The sequence below is a fragment of the Thioalkalivibrio sulfidiphilus genome, assembly GCF_000377945.1.
Classification (GTDB): Bacteria; Pseudomonadota; Gammaproteobacteria; order Ectothiorhodospirales; family Ectothiorhodospiraceae; genus Thioalkalivibrio_A; species Thioalkalivibrio_A sulfidiphilus_A.
The window spans coordinates 1-19,417 of record NZ_KB898922.1; the positions used below are offsets into that span (position 1 = coordinate 1).

The following is a 19,417-nucleotide window of genomic DNA, read 5'->3' on the forward strand; positions in this document are numbered from 1 at the left end:
GATCAGGCGGAAGAACTTCCGCCCCGCCGAGCGGGCGCACACGGACGTGCGCCCTGGACTTTCTGTCGAAGCAGGATTGCGTAGACAGAAAGGCCTGTCAGGCGACCCCCTCGAAGCCGAGCAACGCAGGGCACCCGCGAAAAGCAGGTGCGGCATCGGGGTGTCCTTCTTTTGGTTACTTTTCTTGGACAAGCAAGACAAAATCGCCGGGAGCGATTTTGCGCGCAAGCCCCGAAGGGGTGAGGCGCAGGGACGCGCCGAACAAAAGTAACCCGAGCCCCGTGCAACGGGGATCGGAAGCCTTTGATTTAGCCTTTGGCTTGGCCTTTGACTCAACTCAACACAAGTTCGAGCCCCCATCCGCTTGCCCCCACCCCACCATCCGTTGCACTGTATCCTCATACGCATCAGCCAACGGCCATACCCCATGCCCAAAGACCAGAACCCCGGCCTGACCCTGATCATCGTGCGCCACAGCCAGGCCGAAGACGCCGAGCGCTTTGCCCAGACAGGGCGGCCGGACTGCGAACGTCCGCTGACGGAGCAGGGCATCAAGCGCATGACCCGGGCGGCCAAGGGCCTGCGCAAACTGCTGGGGGGCGCCGACCGGGTGCTTACCAGTCCCTGTGCCCGGGCCGAGCACACCGCACGCATCCTCGCCCGGGCCCTGGACGACGGGGCGGTGGAGAGCATCGAGGCGCTGGCGCCGGGTGCCGAGCCGGAGGCGGTCGCGCAGGCGCTGGCGGATGCATCGGTGCAGGGCGTGGTCCTGGTGGTGGGTCACGAGCCCGACCTGTCACGCCTGATTGCCTGGCTGTGTACCGGGCGCAAGACGCCCATGGTGGAAATGAAAAAGGGCGCCGCCTGCGCGGTGCATTTCGCCGGGGCCGTGGACAAGGGTCGCGGCACCATCCTGTGGCTTATGAACCAGGCGCAGTTGCGCAAGCTGTAACCTTAACTTCATCGTTGAAGATCCAAAATCGAGGGATTCAACCAGCCACCGGCGTTGAGTCCTTCATGTCGAATCTTCAACCGCTTCTGGAACCACTCTTCATGTTTCGACGCCGCCTGACGCCAGAGACCGTTGCCGCCGTGGACCTGGGGTCCAACAGCTTCCACATGATCGTCGCGCGGGTGAAGGACGGGCATGTGCACATGCTCGACCGCCTGCGCGAGACCGTGCGCCTGGCGGGCGGCCTGGATGATCGCAATCAGCTCTCGGAAAAGGCCATGGAGCGTGCCCTGGGCTGCCTGGAGCGCTTCGGTCAGCGGGTACGTGATCTGCCGCCCGGCGCGGTGCGCGCGGTGGGGACCAACACCCTGCGCAAGGCGCGCAATGCGGCAGAGTTCATGGAGCGGGCCACCGAGGCGTTGGGGCACCCCATCGAGGTGATCGGCGGCCACGAGGAGGCGCGCCTCATCTACCTGGGGGTCTCCCACACCCTGGCCGATGATGGCGGCCACCGCCTGGTGGTGGACATCGGCGGCGGCAGTACCGAGCTGATCATCGGCGAGCGCTTCGAACCGGTGTACGGCGAGAGCCTGTACATGGGCTGCGTTAGTTTCAGCCAGTGGTATTTCCCCGAAGGGGCGATCACGGAGACCGGCTGGCGCGCAGCGGACATCGCCGCGCGCCTGGAACTGCAACCGGTGGAGCGTCAGTTCCGGCGCATGGGCTGGCGCGAGGCCCTGGGTGCCTCGGGCACCCTGCTGGCGGTGGAGCGGGTGCTGCGTGAGCAGGGCTGGAGTACTGGCGGCATCACCCTGGAGGGGCTGAGGCAGCTGCGCCAGACCATGCTCAAGGCCGGCCACGTCTCGCGCCTCGAACTCAACGGCCTGAACGAGGACCGCAAGCCGGTGTTCCCCGGCGGGGTGGCGGTGATCATGGCCATCTTCGAGGCCCTGGACATCGCCAGCATGCAGGTCTCCGACGGCGCCCTGCGCGAGGGATTGATCTATGACCTGCTCGGGCGTATCAGCCACGAGGACGTGCGCACGCGCACCATCGAGGGCCTGATGCGCCGCTTCGGCGTGGACGAGGCCCACGCCCGCCGGGTGGAGACCACGGCGCGCCAATTGCTCGAATCCGCGGGCGAGGCCTGGAATCTGGACGAGGACGCCGCGGACACCCTGTCCTGGTCCGCACGGCTGCATGAACTGGGTCTGTCCATCTCCCATTCCGGTTACCACAAGCACGGTGCCTACCTGCTGGAGAACGCGGACCTGGCAGGCTTCTCCCGCCAGGACCAGCGTCAGCTTGCGCTGCTGGTGCTGGCCCACCGGCGCAAGTTCCCCGCCAAGCTCATGGCCCAGGCCCTGCAGGACGAGGCCCTGGAGCGCATCACCCGCCTGGCCGTGCTGCTGCGTCTGGCGGTGCTGCTGCACCGAAGCCGGGGCGAGAATGCGCCGGCGCTGGAGAGACTCGAGGTCATGCGCAACGGTGTGAAGCTGTGCTTCCCGCCCGGCTGGCTGGAGACCCACCCCATGACCCGGGCGGACCTGGAACGGGAAAAGGGTTACCTGAAATCGGCGGGGATCAAGCTCAAGTTCGAGTGATGTCCTGAACGGATGGCTGTGCCGCAGAGTTCAAAGGCATTGCTCAGACAGGATTGACATGATTAACCGGATTGACGAAAACATTGCCCAACATGCGTCTTAAGAAATCGTGTAAATCCTGTTAATCCTGTCCAATCCTTTCCTCTGCGCCTGCGCCTGCGCGTCTGTGCGGCGAAATGTCCTTATCCAGGAAAACCAGTGAGCTGCCCCAGCAGGTCATTCTGCGCCGAGCGTGGTTTCTGGTTGGCGGCGGGCCTGATGCGCTTGTAGCTGCCGTCTTTCTGCAGTATCCAGGCCTGGGTGTTGTCGGTGAGATAGGCCACCAGGGATTCCTGGATCACCCGCTTGCGCAGGTTCTCCTCGGTGATGGGGAAGGCCACCTCCACCCGGCGGAAGAAGTTGCGCGGCATCCAGTCGGCGCTGGAGAGGAACAGCTCGTTGTCACCGGCGTTCTCGAAATAGAACACCCGTGAGTGCTCCAGGAAGCGGCCCATCACGGAGCGCACCTGGATGTTGTCCGAGACCCCGGGGACACCGGGGCGCAGGCTGCACACGCCGCGCACAACCAGCTCCACCTTCACCCCCGCCTGGGAGGCCCGGTACAGGGCCTGGATGATGCGCGGCTCGATGAGCGAGTTCATGCGCGCCATGATGCGCGCCGGCTTGCCCGCCCGGGCATGTTCGGTTTCCCGCTCGATGCGTTCCAGCATGCCCGAGTGCAGGGTGAAGGGGGCCTGCAGCAGCTTCTTGAGCTTGGACACCTTGCCCAGCCCGGTGAGCTGCTGGAAGACCTTGTGCACGTCCTCGCCGATGGTCTTGTCGGCGGTGAGCAGGCCGAAGTCGGTGTAGGCCCGGGCGGTGCCGGCGTGATAGTTGCCGGTGCCCAGATGCACGTAGCGCACGATCTTGCCCTTTTCCCGGCGCACCACCATGGCGAGCTTGGCGTGGGTCTTGTAGCCCACCACGCCGTACACCACGTGGGCGCCGGCATCCTGCAGGCGGTTGGCCAGCTGGATGTTGGCCTCTTCGTCGAAGCGGGCGCGCAGTTCCACCACCACGGTGACCTCCTTGCCCTCCTGTGCCGCCTCGATGAGGATGTCCACCAGCTGGGAACGCAGGCCGGTGCGGTACAGGGTCTGCTTGATGGCCAGCACGTCCGGGTCCCGGGCCGCCTGGCGCAGGAATTCCACCACCGGCATGAAGGACTGGTAGGGGTGATGGAGCAGCAGGTCGTTGTGGCGCACGGACTGGAAGACGTCGGCACCGCTGGGCAGGGAGGCGGGCAGCGACGGGGTGAAGGCCGGGAAGCGCAGGTCCGGGCGCTCGACCAGGTCATGCACCGCCAGCAGGCGGTTCAGGTTCACCAGTCCGTTGACCTGGAACAGGTCCCCGGCGGTCAGCTTGAACTGGCGCAGCAGGAAGTCCGCGGTGGTGTCGGGGCAGTTGTCTGCCACCTCCAGGCGCACCGCCTCGCCGTAGTTGCGCTGGGGCAGTTCACCCTCCAGGGCCATCAGCAGATCGTCGATCTCTTCCTCGCGCACGAACAGGTCCGAGTTGCGCGTCAGGCGGAACTGGTAACAGCCGGTGACCTTCATGCCCTGGAACAGCTCGCCCACGTGGGCGTGCAGGATGGAGGACAGGAATACGAAATCGTAGTCGCCACGGGCGAACTCCCGTGGCACGCGGATGATCCGGGGCAGGGAGCGGGGCGCCTGAACCACGGCCATGCGGCTCTCCCGCCCGAAGGCATCCTTGCCCTCCAGGGTGACGATGAAGTTCAGGCTCTTGTTGAGGATGCGCGGGAACGGGTGCGCCGGATCGAGGCCGAGCGGCGAGAGCACTGGCAGCAGCTCCTGGGTGAAGAACTCCTTCACCCAGTTGGCCTGGGCCTCGTTCCAGTGGGTACGGCGCAGGAAGCGCACCCCTTCCACCTCGAGCGCCGGGATGAGCACGTCGTTCAGGGTCCGGTACTGGTCGGCCACCAGTTCGTGGGCCCGGGCGCTGACCCGGGTGAGCTGTTCGGTGGCCGAGAGTCCGTCGGGCCCGGGGGTGTTCACGCCCAGCTGGACCTGCTGCTTCAGGCCCGCGACGCGCACCTCGAAGAACTCGTCCAGGTTGGTGCTGGAGATGCACAGAAAACGCAGTCGCTCGAGCAGCGGGATGGAATCATCCTTCGCCAGGTCCAGCACCCGGGCGTTGAACTCCAGCAGGCTCAGTTCACGGTTGAGGAACAGCTCGGGATTGGCGAGATCGATGTCGTTCATGGCACCGGGCGCAGGCGTGGACGGGGTTCACGAAAGCTTAATAGTGCCACATGACGGGGTTGTGAATCCTGAACAATCCTGTTCATCCTGTCTATTGTATTTCTCTGCGCCTTTGCGTCTCTGCGGCAAGCCCTGAAAATCAGGCCATGAGAAATTCCAGCAGGGCCTTCTGGGCGTGCAGGCGGTTTTCCGCCTCGTCCCAGACCACGCTTTGGGGGCCTTCCAGTACCTCGGTGGAGACCTCTTCCTCCCGGTGGGCGGGCAGGCAGTGCATGAACAGGGCGTCGGGCCTGGCGAGCGCCATGAGCGCGCCGTTGACCACGTAGCGGGCGAAGGCTTGGCGGCGCTGGCTCTGTTCGTCCTCCTGGCCCATGCTGGCCCAGACATCGGTGACCACCAGGTCAGCGCCCCTGGCCGCTTCCCCGGGGTCGCGAATGATGCGCGCACAGTCGCCGGCCTGCTGCATCAGGTCCGGGTCCGGGTCATAGCCCTCGGGGCAGGCGATGTGCAGGGTGAAACCCAGGCGCTGGGCGGCGGTGATGTAGCTGTTGCACATGTTGTTGCCGTCGCCCACGTAGCAGACCGTGCGCCCGGCGATGTCGCCCCGGTGCTCGAACCAGGTCTGCATGTCGGCGAGCAGCTGGCAGGGGTGTTCCAGGTCGGTGAGCCCGTTGATCACCGGCACCCGGGAATGGGCGGCGAAGCGCTCGATCTTCTCGTGTTCGAAGGTGCGGATCATCACCCCGTCCACCATGCGCGACAGCACCCGGGCGCTGTCCTCGATGGGCTCGCCGCGGCCCAGCTGGGTGTCCCGGGGGGACAGGAACAGGGCGTGGCCGCCCAGCTGGATCATGCCCACCTCAAAGGACACCCGGGTACGGGTGGAGGACTTCTCGAAGATCATGCCCAGGGTCTTGCCCTTGAGGGGGGTGTGCTCGACGCCCTCGTAGTGCATGCGCTTGAGTTCCGTGGCGCGGGCGATCAAACCGCGCAGTTCTTCGGTGGTGAGATCCAGCAGGGACAGAAAGTGACGCACGCTCATGGGGCCTCCGGTTGACTTCAGGCCGGGGTGGCAGTGTAGGACTGCACGAGTTCGGTGAGTTGATCGAGCAGCTGATCCGCCTCCGTCTCGCTGATGATCAGCGGCGGCAGCAGACGGATCACCCGCTCGGCGGTGACGTTGATGAGCAGCCCCGCCTGCAGGGCCTTGCCCACCAGTTCGGCGCAGGGACGATCCAGCTCGATGCCGATCATGAGCCCGCGGCCGCGGATCTCGCGCACGGCGGGATGATTGCCCAGACGCTGCCGGAAACCGGCTAGCAGGTACTCGCCCATGTGCGCCGCCTTGCCCGGCAGGTCTTCCTTGTCCATGGTCTCCAGCACCGCGAGGGCGGCGCGACACACCAGCGGGTTGCCACCGAAGGTGGTGCCGTGGCTGCCGGGGGTGAACAGGGAGGCGGCCTTGCCCCGGGCAAGCGATGCGCCGATGGGCACGCCGTTGCCCAGCCCCTTGGCCAGGGACAGCACGTCGGGCAGCACCCCTTCGTGCTGGTAGGCGAACCAGCGCCCGGTGCGGCCGATGCCCGCCTGGATCTCGTCCAGCATCATCAGCCAGTCGTGCCGGTCGCACAATTCGCGGATGCCCTGCAGATAGCCCGCCGGAGGCACGCGGATGCCGCCCTCACCGGTGATGGGCTCCACCAGTACCGCCACCACGTCCGGGTTGCCGGCGTGTTGCTCGATGGCGGCCAGATCCCCGTAGGGCACCCGCAGGAAACCGGACACCAGGGGCTCGAAGCCCTTCTGGATCTTCGCGTTGCCGGTGGCGGTCAGGGTGGCCATGGTGCGGCCGTGGAAGCTGCCTTCCATGACGATCACCGTGGGATTGGCAATGCCACGGGCATGGCCGTGCAGGCGCGAAAGCTTGATGGCCGCCTCGTTGGCCTCGGCGCCGGAATTGCAGAAGAACGCCCGCTGCATCCCGGACAGTGCGCACAGGCGCTCGGCCAGCTGCTCCTGCAGGGGGATGCGGTAGATGTTGGAGGTGTGGATCAGGGTGTTGGCCTGCTCGCACAGGGCGCGGGCCACCGCCGGGTGGGCGTGGCCCAGGCCGCAGACCGCGATGCCCGACAGGGCATCCAGGTAGCGGCGGCCCTCGGTGTCCCACAGCCATATGCCTTCCCCGCGCTCGAAGGCGACGGGCTGGCGACCATAGTTGTGCATCAGGGCGTCCGACATGGCGATATCCGGGAAAGTGGTGTCCAAAAAACGCAAAACGGCAGCGATATAGAGCTGCCGCGTCGGGTTCATTATACGCGTGGGGGCGCGGCGTTCAATTCTTGTCTGGCGTGTTGGAAAGCGGACCGCGAAGGACGCCAAGCCATGCGCCAAGGTCGCAAAGGAAACCCTGCAAGCTGAAAAGATCCATCGCGCCCTTCGCGCCTACCTTGGTGTCCTTCGCGGTCCGCTTTGGGGCCAAAAAAAACCGGCAGGAGTTCCCCCCTGCCGGTTTTCTGTCAGCCCCCGGAAGGGGCCGGGGTACTTCAGGCGTAGTTCTTGGCCACGAAGTCCCAGTTCACCACGTTCCAGAACGCCTCCAGGTACTTGGGGCGGGCGTTGCGGTAGTCGATGTAGTAGGCGTGCTCCCACACATCGGCGGTCATCAGGGGCTTCTTGTCGGTGGTCAGCGGGGTGGCGGCGTTGCTGGTGTTGACGATCTCCACGCTGCCGTCGGCGTTCTTCACCAGCCAGGTCCAGCCGGAACCGAAGTTGCCGGCGCCGGAGGCGGCGAACTTCTCCTTGAACTCGGCGAAGGAGCCGAAGGCCTTGTTGATGGCATCGGCCAGGGCGCCAGTGGGCTCACCGCCGCCGTTGGGGCCCATGCAGTTGAAGTAGAAGGTGTGGTTCCACACCTGGGCGGCGTTGTTGAAGATGCCGCCGGCGGGGGCCTTCTTCACGATGTCCTCCAGGGACATGTTCTCGAACTCGGTGCCCGCGATCAGCTTGTTCAGGTTGGTCACGTAGGTGGCGTGGTGCTTGTCGTGGTGGAACTCCAGGGTCTCCGCGGAGATGTGCGGGGCCAGGGCGTCCTTGGCATAGGGCAGGGCAGGCAGTTCGTGGGCCATGAGTGTTCTCCTGTTCTTCTTGAGTGAATGTCAGGCCTTGCGAAGGCTGAAGGCCCGAAGTGAATCCTGAGGAAAGTCGTTAAGATTAGGGCAGGGCCTCCCGCCAATGCAATAATGCCTGTTCTGCATACCGTTGAATGCTGCCATGCTCGATCCTGTTGAACTCAGCCTGTTCGCCAGCCGGGTGGACTCCATCTGCGGCGAGATGGGCGTGCAGCTGGCCCAGGCGGCCTTCTCGCCCAACATCCGCGACCGGCTGGATTTCTCCTGTGCCCTGTTCGACGCAGACGGCGGGCTGTGCGCCCAGGCGGCCCACATCCCGGTGCACCTGGGCAGCATGGCCTATGCCATGGCCGACATCGTCGCGGGACTCGAATGGGCCCCGGGGGACATGGTGATGCTCAATGATCCATTCCTCGGTGGCACCCACCTGCCAGATGTGACCGTGGTGGCGCCCCTGTTCGTGGGGGATGCGCTGGTGGCCTTCGTGGCCAACCGCGCCCACCACGCGGACATCGGCGGCGAGGCGCCGGGTTCCATGCCCCTGTCCCGCAGCCTGCTGGAGGAGGGCATCCTGATCCCGCCCGGGCACATCGTGCGGGGCGGCGTGCTGAACCGGTTACGGCTCGCCGAGATCACCGCCGCCACCCGCAATCCCCGGGACGCCGAGGGGGATTTCGCCGCCCAGATCAGTGCCAACCGCCGGGGGCTTGAACGCCTGGCTGCGCTCATCGAGGCCATGGGCGTGAACACCTGGCACCAGGCGGTCGCACAGCTCAACGACTATGGCGCGCGCCTGGCACGCAGCGCCCTGGTGGCCATCCCCGAGGGGCGCTTCGAATTCGAGGACTGCATGGACGATGACGGACTCGGTCACGCGGACATCCCCATCCGGGTGGCCATCGAGCGTCACGGCGAGGATCTTGCCGTGGACTTCGCCGGCACTGCGTCCCAGGTCCAGGGCAACATCAACTGCCCCCTGTCGGTGACCGCCGCCGGCGTGTTTTATGCCCTGCGCTGCCTCATGCCGCCCCAGACCCCCGCCTGTGCCGGGACCTTCAGCCCGATCCGCCTGCGCGCCCCCGAGGGCTCGCTGCTCAATGCATCGAGACCCGCCGCCGTGGCCGCCGGGAACGTGGAGACCAGCACCCGGGTGGTGGACGTGGTGCTCGGCGCGCTGGCACGCGCCCTGCCGGAACGCATCCCCGCCGCCAGCCACGGCAGCATGAACAACGTCGCCATGGGTTATGGCGGCAAGCATCCCTGGGGCTACTACGAGACCCTGGGCGGCGGCATGGGCGCCGGCCGCAACGGCGGTGGCCTGTCGGCCGTGCAGACCCACATGACCAACACCCGCAACACGCCCATCGAGGTGCTGGAGAGCCGCTACCCGTTACGGGTGCGCCGCTACGCCCTGCGACGCGGCTCCGGCGGGCAGGGCACCCGCCCCGGCGGCGACGGCCTGATCCGCAGCTACGAGTTCCTGGCCCCCGCCCACGTGACCCTGCTCACCGAACGCCGTCGCCACGCCCCCTGGGGGATCAACAGCGGTGGCGATGGAGCGCCCGGCATCAACCGCCTCAACGACGAGATCCTCCCCGGCAAGGTCAGCCGCGAAGTGCAGCCAGGCGACGTGCTCACCATCGAGACCCCGGGCGGTGGTGCCTTTGGCACAGTGGCTAGTGGCAAGTAGCAAGTGGCTAGGAAAACCGGTGTTAGAATGCTTAGGCAGGTGATGCCGTCATCCATCGAGATGTGAGCGGCAGCCACTGCGCACTTCCTTGCCACTCGCCACTTGAGACTAGCCACTGCCCTTATGTGCGGCATCTGCGGTGAACTGAATTTCCACGGCGCGCTCCCCGAGCTCTCCTCCATCCGGCGCATGCTGGACAGGCTCGAGCGGCGCGGTCCCGACCACGAAGGCATGTGGAGCGACGGCTCGCTCGCCTTCGGCCACCGGCGCCTGTCCATCCTCGATCTCTCCGAGCGCGCTCATCAGCCCATGCTGGATCCGGGGCTCGGCTATGCGGTGGTATTCAACGGCACGATCTACAACTTCCGGGATCTGCGTGCGCAGCTGGAGGCGCGCGGGCACCGGTTCTTCTCCACCGGCGACACCGAGGTGATCCTCAAGGCCTACGCCGAGTGGGGCGGGGATTGCGTGCGCCACTTCAAGGGCATGTTCGCCATCGCCCTGTGGGACCTGCGCAACCGGCGCCTGTTCCTGGCCCGGGACCGCATGGGCATCAAGCCTCTGTACTACACCCAGGACACCCAGCGCCTGCGCTTCGCCTCCAACAGCCAGGCCCTGCTGGCCGCCGGCGGCGTGGACACCGCCGTCGACCCGGTGGCCCTGCATCACCACTTCACCCTGCACGCGGTGGTGCCCGCGCCGCGCACCCTGTTCAAGGGCATCCGCAAGCTGCCGCCGGCGCACACCCTGACCATCGAGGCCGACGGGCGTAGCCACCTGACCCGCTACTGGCACCTGGATGCCGTGCGCCCTTCCGAGTCGCGCAGCGAGCAGGAATGGATCGATGCCATCCACGAGAGCCTGCGCCTGGCGGTGAAACGCCGGCTGGAGATCGCCGACGTGCCCGTGGGTGTGCTGCTCTCCGGTGGGCTGGATTCCAGCCTGCTGGTGGCGCTGCTGGCCGAGAGCGGCGTGCAGGGCCTGAAGACCTTCACCGTGGGCTTCGAGGACCAGCCCGAGGAGAAGGGCAGCGAGTTCGAGTATTCCGATCCGGTGGCCGAGCGCTACGCCACCGAGCATCATCGCTTTCACGTGCCCAATGCCGAGGTGCTCACCCGCCTGCCCGAGGCGGTGGATGCCATGGCCGAGCCCATGGTGGGCCAGGACGCGGTGGCCTTCTACCTGCTCTCGGAGCAGGTCTCCAGGCACGTCAAGGTGGTGCAGTCGGGGCAGGGTGCGGACGAGGTCTTCGGCGGCTATTTCTGGTATCCGCGCATGGCCGGGGAGACCGAGGGCAGCCGGGTGGAGCGTTTCCGCAAACACTACTTCGACCGGGACCACGAGGAATTCGCGCGCATGATCGACCCGGCCCTGGTGGACGGGGACCATACCGCCGCCCTGATCGGCGAACTGCTGGACGCCCCGGGCGCGGACACCATGCTGGACGCGGTGCTGCGCCTGGACGTGACCACGCTGATCGTGGACGACCCGGTCAAACGGGTGGACAACATGACCATGGCCTGGGGCCTGGAGGCACGGGTGCCGTTCCTGGACCACGAGCTGGTGGAACTGGCCGCCGCCATGCCGCCGGAACTGAAACTCCAGGAGGGCGGCAAGTACGCCCTGCGCAAGATTGCCCGCGGTCGCCTGCCCGATGCGGTGATCGACCGGCCCAAGGGCTATTTCCCGGTGCCCGCGTTGAAATACGTGCGCGGCGAGTTCCTGGACTTCATGCGCGACATCCTGGATTCCCGCGCCTGCCGGGAGCGGGGCCTGTATCAGCGGGACTACGTGGAGATGCTGCTCAAGGCCCCCGAGCAGCACCTCACCCGCATCCAGGGCAGCAAGCTCTGGCACCTGGCGCTGCTGGAGTTCTGGTTGCAGCGCAACGTGGATGGGCGGTGAGTCATCTGCCGCCGAGCGGGGCGATGGAATGGACAGGATTTGTCAGGACTCAGGATCGCGACGTAAAGCTTTTTGACAGGATTAACATGATTAACAGGGTTTAAGGCGGCTTAAATCCTGTTAATCATGTTAATCCTGTCAGATCCTTTATCTTTGGCCCTTTTCTACAAGTCCTGAAAAATCCTGTCCATTCATTTCTCTGCGCCTCTGCGGCAGATTCTCCCACAGCCGGCCCGTTTATTTGCCGGGGGGTGGGGTATAGACTAGGCGGCCGGATACATCTTTCTGATTTGCGAGGTTACAAGACGTGGACGCGCTCGAACGCATCAAGCAGCAGGTGGAAAGCCACCCCGTGGTCATCTTCATGAAAGGCACGCCCCAGTTCCCCATGTGCGGCTTTTCCAGCCGTGCCGCGGAGGCGCTCAAGCAGTGTGGTCAGGAGTTCGCCTACGTGAACGTGTTGGCCGACCAGGAGGTCTTCCAGGCCCTGCCCCAGTACGCCAACTGGCCTACCTTCCCCCAGATCTACATCGACGGCGAACTGGTGGGCGGCTGCGACATCACCCTGGAACTGTTCCAGAGCGGTGAGCTGAAGAAGATGATCGACGAGGCGACCGCGAAGCGTAAAAGCGCCTGACGGAAGTGCGAAGTGGGAATTGGGAAGTGCGAAGTAAAAGCCTTTCAGTTCCCACTTCCCAATTCACACTTCCCACTTACCCAACGACCCTGTTCCGTCCCTCGGCCTTCGCCCGGTAGAGATTTTCGTCGGCGGTCTTGAGTATCCCCTGGATGGTCACCATCTGCTCGCCGTGCCTGTAGCAGCAGGCGCCGATGGAGGCGGTGACCGGTATCTGGCCCTCGGAGGTGGGGAAGGGATCCTTGCTCACGGTGTCCAGCACCCGCTGGAAGATGGCGGGGTTGCAGTTGTCCACCTCGTGGAAGTGCATCACCAGGGCGAATTCCTCCCCCCCCAGTCGCGCCACCATGTCCATGGGACGCAGCGCCAGCCGCAGTCGCTTTGACAGGGTGGTCAGCACCTCGTCGCCCACGTCGTGGCCGTAGGTGTCGTTTATCTGCTTGAAGTGATCCACGTCCAGCAGCCCCACGCACAGGCCGCCCCCGCGCCCCTGGGTCTCCAGCACCACGGCCTCCAGGCGCTTGGTGAGCGCGCGGCGGTTGGGCAGGCCGGTGAGCGGGTCGGTGGTGGAGAGATATTCCAGCTGCCGGTTGGCGGCGGCCAGGGCGGAGGAGGTCTCCAGCACGGTGTTCTGCAGTCGCGCGATGCGCCCGGCCGCGTAGACCCGGGCGGCCAGCTGGGTCTGGTTGACCGGCTTGGTGAGGTAGTCGTCCACGCCGTGGCGGAAGGCCTCCATCATGGGCTCGTCGCCTTCCTTGCCGGTGAACAGGATGATGGCGGTGTAGTGACCGCGATCATCGTCCTTCTGGCGGATCGCTGCGGTCAGCTCCAGGCCGTTCATCTCCGGCATCACCCAGTCCGCCAGCACCACTTCGGCGCGACGGTCGCTGAGCATGGCCAGGCATTCCGAGGCCGAGCCGGCCATGCGGATGTCGGTGTAGCCGATGCGGTTGAGCGTGGTGCGCAGCACGGCACGGCTGTACTGCATGTCGTCGACGATGACGATGGCGAGGTCTTCGACCATCCCTTGATCAGCCCTGGTTTGATTGTGTTTTGTCGTTGTCTCGGCCGTATTCGCTTCCATATCGGCTTCTCCCCTCCCTTGGGCCCTTATAACGGCTTGTTCAGGCCTTGTCCATGAGCGTATCGACGGGCGGCATGGCCACCGGTCCCCAGCGGTTGATTACGTGACAGAAGAGATCGGCGGTCTTCTCCGCATCGTAGACGGCGGAGTGGGCCTCGCTGTTGCTCCACTCCATGCCCGCCGCCTGCACCGCCCGGGCCAGCACCGTCTGGCCGAAGGCCATGGCCGAGAGGGTGACCGTATCCAGGCTGCTGAAGGGGTGGAAGGGGTTACGCTTGAGGCCGGCCCGTTCCGCGCCCTGGTGGATGAAGGACAGATCGAAGCCCGCATTGTGGCCCACCAGGATGGCGCGCTTGCAGGCATTGAGCTTCATCTCCTCGCGCACGCCGCGGAATACCGTGGCCAGGGCGTCCTTCTCGGGATGGGCGATGCGCAGCGGGTGCCAGGGATTGATGCCGTTCACTTCCAGGGATTTGGGGTCCAGGTTGGCCCCTTCGAAGGGCTGAACGTGGAAGGACAGGGTCTGGTGCCGGTACAGCTGGCCTTCGGGGTCCATGCGCAGCAGCACCGCCGCCACCTGCAGCAGGGCGTCGGTGCGCGGGTTGAAGCCGCCGGTCTCCACGTCCACCACCACCGGCAGGAAGCCCCGGAAGCGCTGACCCATGGGGATGAAGTCGGATGTCTCGCTCATGGGTGCGTAGGGTAATACAGACGGGGTGTGAAGGGCGAAGTAAGAATTGGGAAGTGGGAAGTGAAAGGCCTCGCTTCGCACTTCCCAATTCCAACTTCCCACTTCAGACGAGTTTCCAGCTTATCTTCCCACCGGCCCGCAGCGGCACCACCGTCTCTCCGCCCAGGGGATACTCCCCAGGCACCTCCCAGTCCTGCTTCACCAGGGTGATGCGCGCCTCGTTCACCGGCAGACCGTAGAAGCGCGGGCCGTTGAGGCTGGCGAAGGCCTCCAGCCTGTCCAGCGCGCCGGCTTGCTCGAAGGCCTCGGCGTAGAGCTCGATGGCGCCATGGGCGCTGTAGATGCCGGCGCAGCCGCAGGCGGACTCCTTGGCGCCCTTGGCATGGGGTGCGCTGTCGGTGCCCAGGAAGAAGCGCGGGTGACCCTCGGCCAGCACGTCCATGATGGCCTTGCGATGGCTTTCCCGCTTGAGCACCGGCAGGCAGTAGTGGTGGGGGCGGATGCCGCCCTGGAACAGGGCGTTGCGGTTCATGAGGATGTGCTGGGGGGTCACCGTGGCGCCCACCTGATCACCGGCCTCGCGCACGAAGGCCACGGCATCCGCGGTGGTGATGTGCTCGAACACGATCCTGAGTCCGGGGAAATCCCTGCGCAGCGGGGCCAGGGTCTGATCGATGAACACCGCCTCCCGGTCGAATACGTCCACGGACGGATCCGTGGCCTCGCCGTGCACCAGCAGGGGCAGGCCCGCCGCCTCCATGGCCTCCAGGGCGGCGTAGGTGTGGCGGATGTGGGTCACGCCCGCATCGGAATGGGTGGTGGCCCCGGCCGGATAGAGCTTGACGCCGAACACGATGCCGCTGTCCCGGGCGCGCAGGATCTCCTCGGGGGCGGTGGCGTCCGTGAGGTACAGGGTCATCAGCGGGGTGAAGTCCACGCCCTCGGGCACCGCCGCCAGGATGCGGTCGCGGTAGCCCTCGGCCTGGGCGGTGGTGGTCACCGGCGGCTTTAGGTTGGGCATGATGATGGCCCGGGCGAAGCGTGCGGCGGTGTGGGGCACCACGTCCTTGAGCACCGCGCCGTCGCGCAGGTGCAGGTGCCAGTCGTCGGGACGTCGCAGGGTGAGGGTCTGGGGGGCGGTCATGGCCTGATTCCTGTGTCTTTTCGGTAGCTTGCGGGTGTGACGGGGTGTGCCGATTGCTGCGCTGCACATTGACCTGTTTGCCCCGAGGCTTGAACATACCCGGCTTTGCTCTGCCCCGTGATCACGGGCGGGCTCAACAGAATAACTAACATATCAGGATTCTCCCCGGTTTGACCCTCCCGCCTGTGTCCGCCCTGAATGGGGCAGGGGATGGCCGGCCGGTCACGGAACCTGACCCCACGAGGCTGGCATGACACAGCAGAATCAGACCCAGGATCTGGACGCCCAGGAAACCCAGGAGTGGCTCGACGCCCTCGAGGCGGTGATTCGGGCAGAAGGCCCGGAGCGGGCCCATTATCTTCTCGAACGCCTGGTGGACCAGGCCCGCCGCTCCGGCGCCTACCTGCCTTATTCCGCCAACACGGCCTACGTGAACACCATCCCGCCGCACCTGGAGCCTGACTACCCGGGCGACGGCGAGCTGGAGCACCGCATCCGTTCCTACATCCGCTGGAACGCCATGGCCATGGTGGTGAAGGCCAACCGCATCAGCTCCGAGCTGGGTGGCCACATCGCCACCTTCGCCTCCGCCGCCACCCTCTACGACGTGGGCTTCAACCACTTCTGGCGCGCCCCCTCCCACGAGCACGGCGGCGACCTGCTGTTCGTGCAGGGCCACTCCTCGCCGGGCATCTACGCGCGCGCCTTCCTGGAAGGGCGCCTCACGGCCGAGCAGCTGGATCACTTCCGCCGCGAGGTGGACGGCAAGGGTCTGTCCTCCTACCCGCACCCCTGGCTGATGCCGGATTTCTGGCAGTTCCCCACGGTGTCCATGGGCCTCGGTCCCATCATGGCCATCTACCAGGCCCGCTTCATGAAGTACCTGCAGGACCGCGGCCTGGCCAACACCAAGGACCGCAAGGTGTGGTGCTTCATGGGCGACGGCGAGGTGGACGAGCCGGAGTCCCTGGGCGCCATCTCCCTGGGCTCCCGGGAGAAGCTCGACAACCTCACCTTCGTGGTCAACTGCAACCTGCAGCGCCTGGACGGCCCGGTGCGCGGCAACGGCAAGATCATCCAGGAGCTGGAAGCCACGTTCCGCGGCGCCGGCTGGAACGTGATCAAGGTGCTCTGGGGCAGCTACTGGGATCCGCTGCTGGCCCGGGACACCAAGGGCCTGCTGCACCAGCGCATGATGGAGGCCGTGGACGGCGATTATCAGAACTACAAGTCCAAGGACGGCGCCTATGTGCGCGAGCACTTCTTCGGCAAGTACCCCGAACTCAAGGCCATGGTCGCCAAGATGACCGACGAGGACATCTGGCGCCTGAACCGCGGCGGTCACGACCCCTACAAGGTCTACGCCGCCTACAAGGCCGCCATGGAATACACCGACGGCCCCACCGTGATCCTGGCCCACACCGTGAAGGGCTACGGCATGGGCGGCGCCGGCGAGGGCCAGATGCGCACCCACAGCCAGAAGAAGCTGGGCGTGGACGACATGAAGGCCTTCCGCGACCGCTTCAGCATCCCGCTCAGCGACGAGCAGGTGGAGCGCGCCGAGTACATCAAGCCGGACGAGGACGCGCCGGAGATGAAATACATGCACGCCCGGCGCAAGGCACTCGGCGGCTACATGCCTGTGCGCAAGCACAAGGCCGCACCGCTGGAGATCCCGGATCTGTCCGTATTCGACGCCCTGCTGGAATCCAGCGGCGAGCGCGAGATGTCCACCACCATGGCCTTCGTGCGCATGATCACCGCGCTTGCCCGGGACAAAAAGGCGGGCCGCCACGTGGTGCCCATCGTGCCCGACGAGGCGCGCACCTTCGGCATGGAGGGCCTGTTCCGTCAGCTGGGCATCTACTCCTCCGTGGGCCAGCTCTACGAGCCCCAGGACCGTGACCAGGTCATGTACTACAAGGAGGACAAGCAGGGTCAGATCCTGGAGGAGGGCATCAACGAGGCCGGAGCCATGTCCTCGTGGATCGCCGCCGCCACGTCGTACTCCACCCACGGCGTGAACATGATCCCCTTCTACATCTTCTATTCCATGTTCGGCTTCCAGCGGGTGGGGGATCTCATCTGGGCCGCCGGCGACATGCAGGCGCGCGGCTTCCTCATGGGCGCCACCGCCGGTCGCACCACGCTGGCCGGCGAGGGCCTGCAGCACCAGGACGGTCACAGCCTGATGATGGCCGCCAACGTGCCCAACTGCATCAGCTACGACCCCACCTTCGCCTACGAGCTGGCGGTGATCGTGCATGACGGCCTGCGCCGCATGTATGCCGAGCAGGAAAGCGTCTTCTACTACATCACCGTCATGAACGAGAACTATCCTCAGCCGGCCCTGCCCAAGGGCGCCGAGGAGGGCATCGTCAAGGGCATGTACCTGTTCCAGAAGGGCGGGCGCGGCAAGAAGCAGCGTGTGCAGCTGATGGGCTCGGGCACCATCCTGCGGGAGGTGATCGCCGCCGCCGAGCTGCTGAAACAGGACTTCGGCGTGGAATCGGACATCTGGAGCGCCACCAGCTTCACCGAGCTGGCGCGCGAAGGCCGCGACTGCGACCGTCACAACCTGCTGCACCCGGACGCCAAGCCCCGCGAGGCCTACGTGACCCGGTGCCTCAAGGACGCCGAAGGCCCGGTGATCGCCGCCACCGATTACGTGAAGGCCTACGCGGACCAGATCCGCGCCTGGGTGCCGGGCCGCTACGTGGTGCTGGGTACTGACGGCTTCGGCCGCTCCGACCTGCGCTCGGCCCTGCGTCGCCACTTCGAGGTGGACCGCCACTACGTGGTCGTGGCGGCACTCAAGGCCCTGGCCGACGAAGGTGCCATCGCCACCGCCAAGGTGGGCGAGGCCATCAGGAAATACGGCATCGACGTGAACCGGCCCAACCCGCTGCGCGCCTGAGCGCGCGGCAGGGCTGTGAGTTGCGTTGATCGATTACAAGACACTGGAGTTGCGAGATGAGCAACGTGGTTGAGGTGAAGGTCCCGGACATCGGGGATTTCAAGGACGTGGAAATCATCGATGTGCTGGTCAAGCCGGGCGATGCGGTCAAGGCCGAGGACCCGCTCATTACCCTGGAATCCGACAAGGCCACCATCGACATTCCGTCCCCTGGCGCCGGTGTCATCAAGGCGCTGAAGGTGAAGAAGGGAGACCGGGTCTCCGAGGGCGATGCCATCGCCGACATGGAGGCCGAGGCGGCTGCGCCCGCCGAAAAGCCGGCAGAGAAGGCCGCGGAGAAACCCGCAGAACCCGAGCCGCAGGCTGCGCCCGAGGCCGCCGAGCCGGCCCGCGCCGAAAGCAGGCCCTCTGCCGAGCCCGCGCGGCCCGCCGGTCCGCGCCCCTCGCCCACGGCTGGGCTGGTCAACGAAGAGGGCTTCCGCAAGGCCCACGCCTCGCCCACGGTGCGCCGTTTCGCCCGGGAACTGGGCGTAGACCTGGGCGCAGTGGATGGCAGCGGCCCCAAGGGGCGCATCCTCAAGGAAGATGTGCAGGGCTACGTGAAGCGGGCACTCGCCCAGGGCGGCGGCGGTCTGGGCGTGGCCCCCATGCCGGAGATCGACTTCAGCCAGTTCGGTCCCGTCGAGACCCAGGCGCTGACCAAGATCAACAAGCTCACCGGCCAGAACCTGCACCGCAACTGGGTGACCATCCCCCACGTCACCCAGTTCGACGAGGCGGACATCACCGAGCTGGAGTCCTTCCGCAAGACCCTGGCCGAGGAATACAAGGACAAGGGGGTGAAGATCACCTTCCTGGCCTTCCTGATGAAGGCGGTGGTCTCGGCGCTCAAGGAATACCCGCGGGTGAATGCCTCCCTGGATGCCACCGGCGAGCACCTGATCCTCAAGCACTACTACCACATCGGTGTGGCGGTGGACACGCCCGATGGCCTGGTGGTGCCGGTGATCCGCGACGTGGACCGTATGAGCCTGGTGGATATCGCCGCCGCGTTGCAGGCCATGTCGGCCAAGGCCCGGGACAAGAAACTCAAGCCCGCCGACATGCAGGGCGGCTGCTTCACCATCTCCAGTCTCGGCGGCATCGGCGGCACCTCGTTCACGCCCATCGTCAACGCCCCCGAGGTGGCCATCCTGGGCGTCTCCCGGGCCAAGATGCAGCCGGTGTGGAACGGCAAGGAATTCACCCCGCGCATGATCCTGCCCCTGTCCCTGTCCTATGATCACAGGGTCATCGACGGCGCGCTGGGCGCACGCTTCACGACCTTTTTGAGCAGCCGGCTGTCGGATATGCGCAGGATGCTTTTGTAGGAAGGCGCGAGAGGCAAGATACAAGAGACAA

15 protein-coding genes are annotated in these 19,417 nt (G+C 65.9%); 8 read left to right on the plus strand and 7 right to left on the minus strand.

Annotation, left to right across the window (positions count from 1 at the left end):
- From D580_RS16750 to ppx, 3 genes are all read left to right on the plus strand, one after another.
- Nucleotides 1-271 (plus strand): hypothetical protein (locus D580_RS16750; protein WP_038042937.1); only part of this gene is annotated, 271 nt, incomplete at its 5' end.
- 156 nt (nucleotides 272-427) lie between these two features.
- The gene (gene sixA, locus D580_RS0100935; protein WP_018952567.1) at nucleotides 428-952 is read left to right on the plus strand and encodes a phosphohistidine phosphatase SixA; all 525 of its coding nucleotides are present in this window, start codon (nucleotides 428-430) and stop codon (nucleotides 950-952) included.
- A gap of 101 nt (nucleotides 953-1,053) precedes the next feature.
- A complete protein-coding gene (ppx, locus tag D580_RS0100940; protein ID WP_018952568.1) occupies nucleotides 1,054-2,556 on the plus strand; it encodes an exopolyphosphatase in 1,503 nt (500 codons plus the stop codon).
- 182 nt (nucleotides 2,557-2,738) lie between these two features.
- Here ppx and ppk1 read toward each other — a convergent pair whose 3' ends face one another.
- The 4 genes from ppk1 to D580_RS0100960 all read right to left on the minus strand — a co-directional run bounded on the left by ppk1 (nucleotide 2,739) and on the right by D580_RS0100960 (nucleotide 7,945).
- Entirely contained in the window at nucleotides 2,739-4,820 is a 2,082-nt protein-coding gene (gene ppk1, locus D580_RS0100945; RefSeq protein WP_018952569.1) for a polyphosphate kinase 1, read from the minus strand.
- A 139-nt stretch (nucleotides 4,821-4,959) separates the two neighbouring features.
- The gene (argF, locus tag D580_RS0100950) at nucleotides 4,960-5,862 is read right to left on the minus strand and encodes an ornithine carbamoyltransferase (protein ID WP_018952570.1); all 903 of its coding nucleotides are present in this window, start codon (nucleotides 5,860-5,862) and stop codon (nucleotides 4,960-4,962) included.
- A 17-nt stretch (nucleotides 5,863-5,879) separates the two neighbouring features.
- Entirely contained in the window at nucleotides 5,880-7,058 is a 1,179-nt protein-coding gene (locus D580_RS0100955) for an acetylornithine transaminase (RefSeq protein ID WP_018952571.1), read from the minus strand.
- Between the two features lie 305 nt (nucleotides 7,059-7,363).
- The gene (locus D580_RS0100960) at nucleotides 7,364-7,945 is read right to left on the minus strand and encodes a superoxide dismutase (protein ID WP_018952572.1); all 582 of its coding nucleotides are present in this window, start codon (nucleotides 7,943-7,945) and stop codon (nucleotides 7,364-7,366) included.
- 145 nt (nucleotides 7,946-8,090) lie between these two features.
- Between D580_RS0100960 and D580_RS0100965 the strand changes: the two genes are divergently transcribed.
- From D580_RS0100965 to grxD, 3 genes are all read left to right on the plus strand, one after another.
- Nucleotides 8,091-9,638, plus strand: a complete 1,548-nt coding sequence (locus tag D580_RS0100965) for a hydantoinase B/oxoprolinase family protein (RefSeq protein ID WP_018952573.1) — start codon at nucleotides 8,091-8,093, stop codon at nucleotides 9,636-9,638.
- A gap of 123 nt (nucleotides 9,639-9,761) precedes the next feature.
- The gene (locus tag D580_RS0100970; RefSeq protein ID WP_018952574.1) at nucleotides 9,762-11,543 is read left to right on the plus strand and encodes an N-acetylglutaminylglutamine amidotransferase; all 1,782 of its coding nucleotides are present in this window, start codon (nucleotides 9,762-9,764) and stop codon (nucleotides 11,541-11,543) included.
- A 307-nt stretch (nucleotides 11,544-11,850) separates the two neighbouring features.
- Nucleotides 11,851-12,180 carry a Grx4 family monothiol glutaredoxin gene (gene grxD / locus D580_RS0100975; protein ID WP_018952575.1) on the plus strand — a complete coding sequence of 110 codons (330 nt, stop codon included), beginning with the start codon at nucleotides 11,851-11,853 and terminating at the stop codon, nucleotides 12,178-12,180.
- A 76-nt stretch (nucleotides 12,181-12,256) separates the two neighbouring features.
- Here the strand turns inward: grxD and D580_RS0100980 are convergent, their stop codons facing one another.
- From D580_RS0100980 to pyrC, 3 genes are all read right to left on the minus strand, one after another.
- Nucleotides 12,257-13,204, minus strand: coding sequence for a diguanylate cyclase (locus D580_RS0100980; protein ID WP_018952576.1), 948 nt, complete (start codon nucleotides 13,202-13,204; stop codon nucleotides 12,257-12,259).
- 100 nt (nucleotides 13,205-13,304) lie between these two features.
- Entirely contained in the window at nucleotides 13,305-13,955 is a 651-nt protein-coding gene (gene rnt, locus D580_RS0100985) for a ribonuclease T (RefSeq protein WP_018952577.1), read from the minus strand.
- A 103-nt stretch (nucleotides 13,956-14,058) separates the two neighbouring features.
- Entirely contained in the window at nucleotides 14,059-15,099 is a 1,041-nt protein-coding gene (gene pyrC, locus D580_RS0100990; protein WP_018952578.1) for a dihydroorotase, read from the minus strand.
- Between the two features lie 250 nt (nucleotides 15,100-15,349).
- Between pyrC and aceE the strand changes: the two genes are divergently transcribed.
- Nucleotides 15,350-18,016: a pyruvate dehydrogenase (acetyl-transferring), homodimeric type gene (gene aceE / locus D580_RS0100995; RefSeq protein ID WP_018952579.1), complete on the plus strand. Its 2,667-nt coding sequence runs from the start codon at nucleotides 15,350-15,352 to the stop codon at nucleotides 18,014-18,016.
- A gap of 56 nt (nucleotides 18,017-18,072) precedes the next feature.
- Nucleotides 18,073-19,386 (plus strand): dihydrolipoyllysine-residue acetyltransferase, encoded by a 1,314-nt coding sequence (gene aceF, locus D580_RS0101000; protein ID WP_018952580.1) that lies wholly within the window; start codon nucleotides 18,073-18,075, stop codon nucleotides 19,384-19,386.
- The last annotated feature ends 31 nt before the right edge of the window (nucleotides 19,387-19,417 follow it).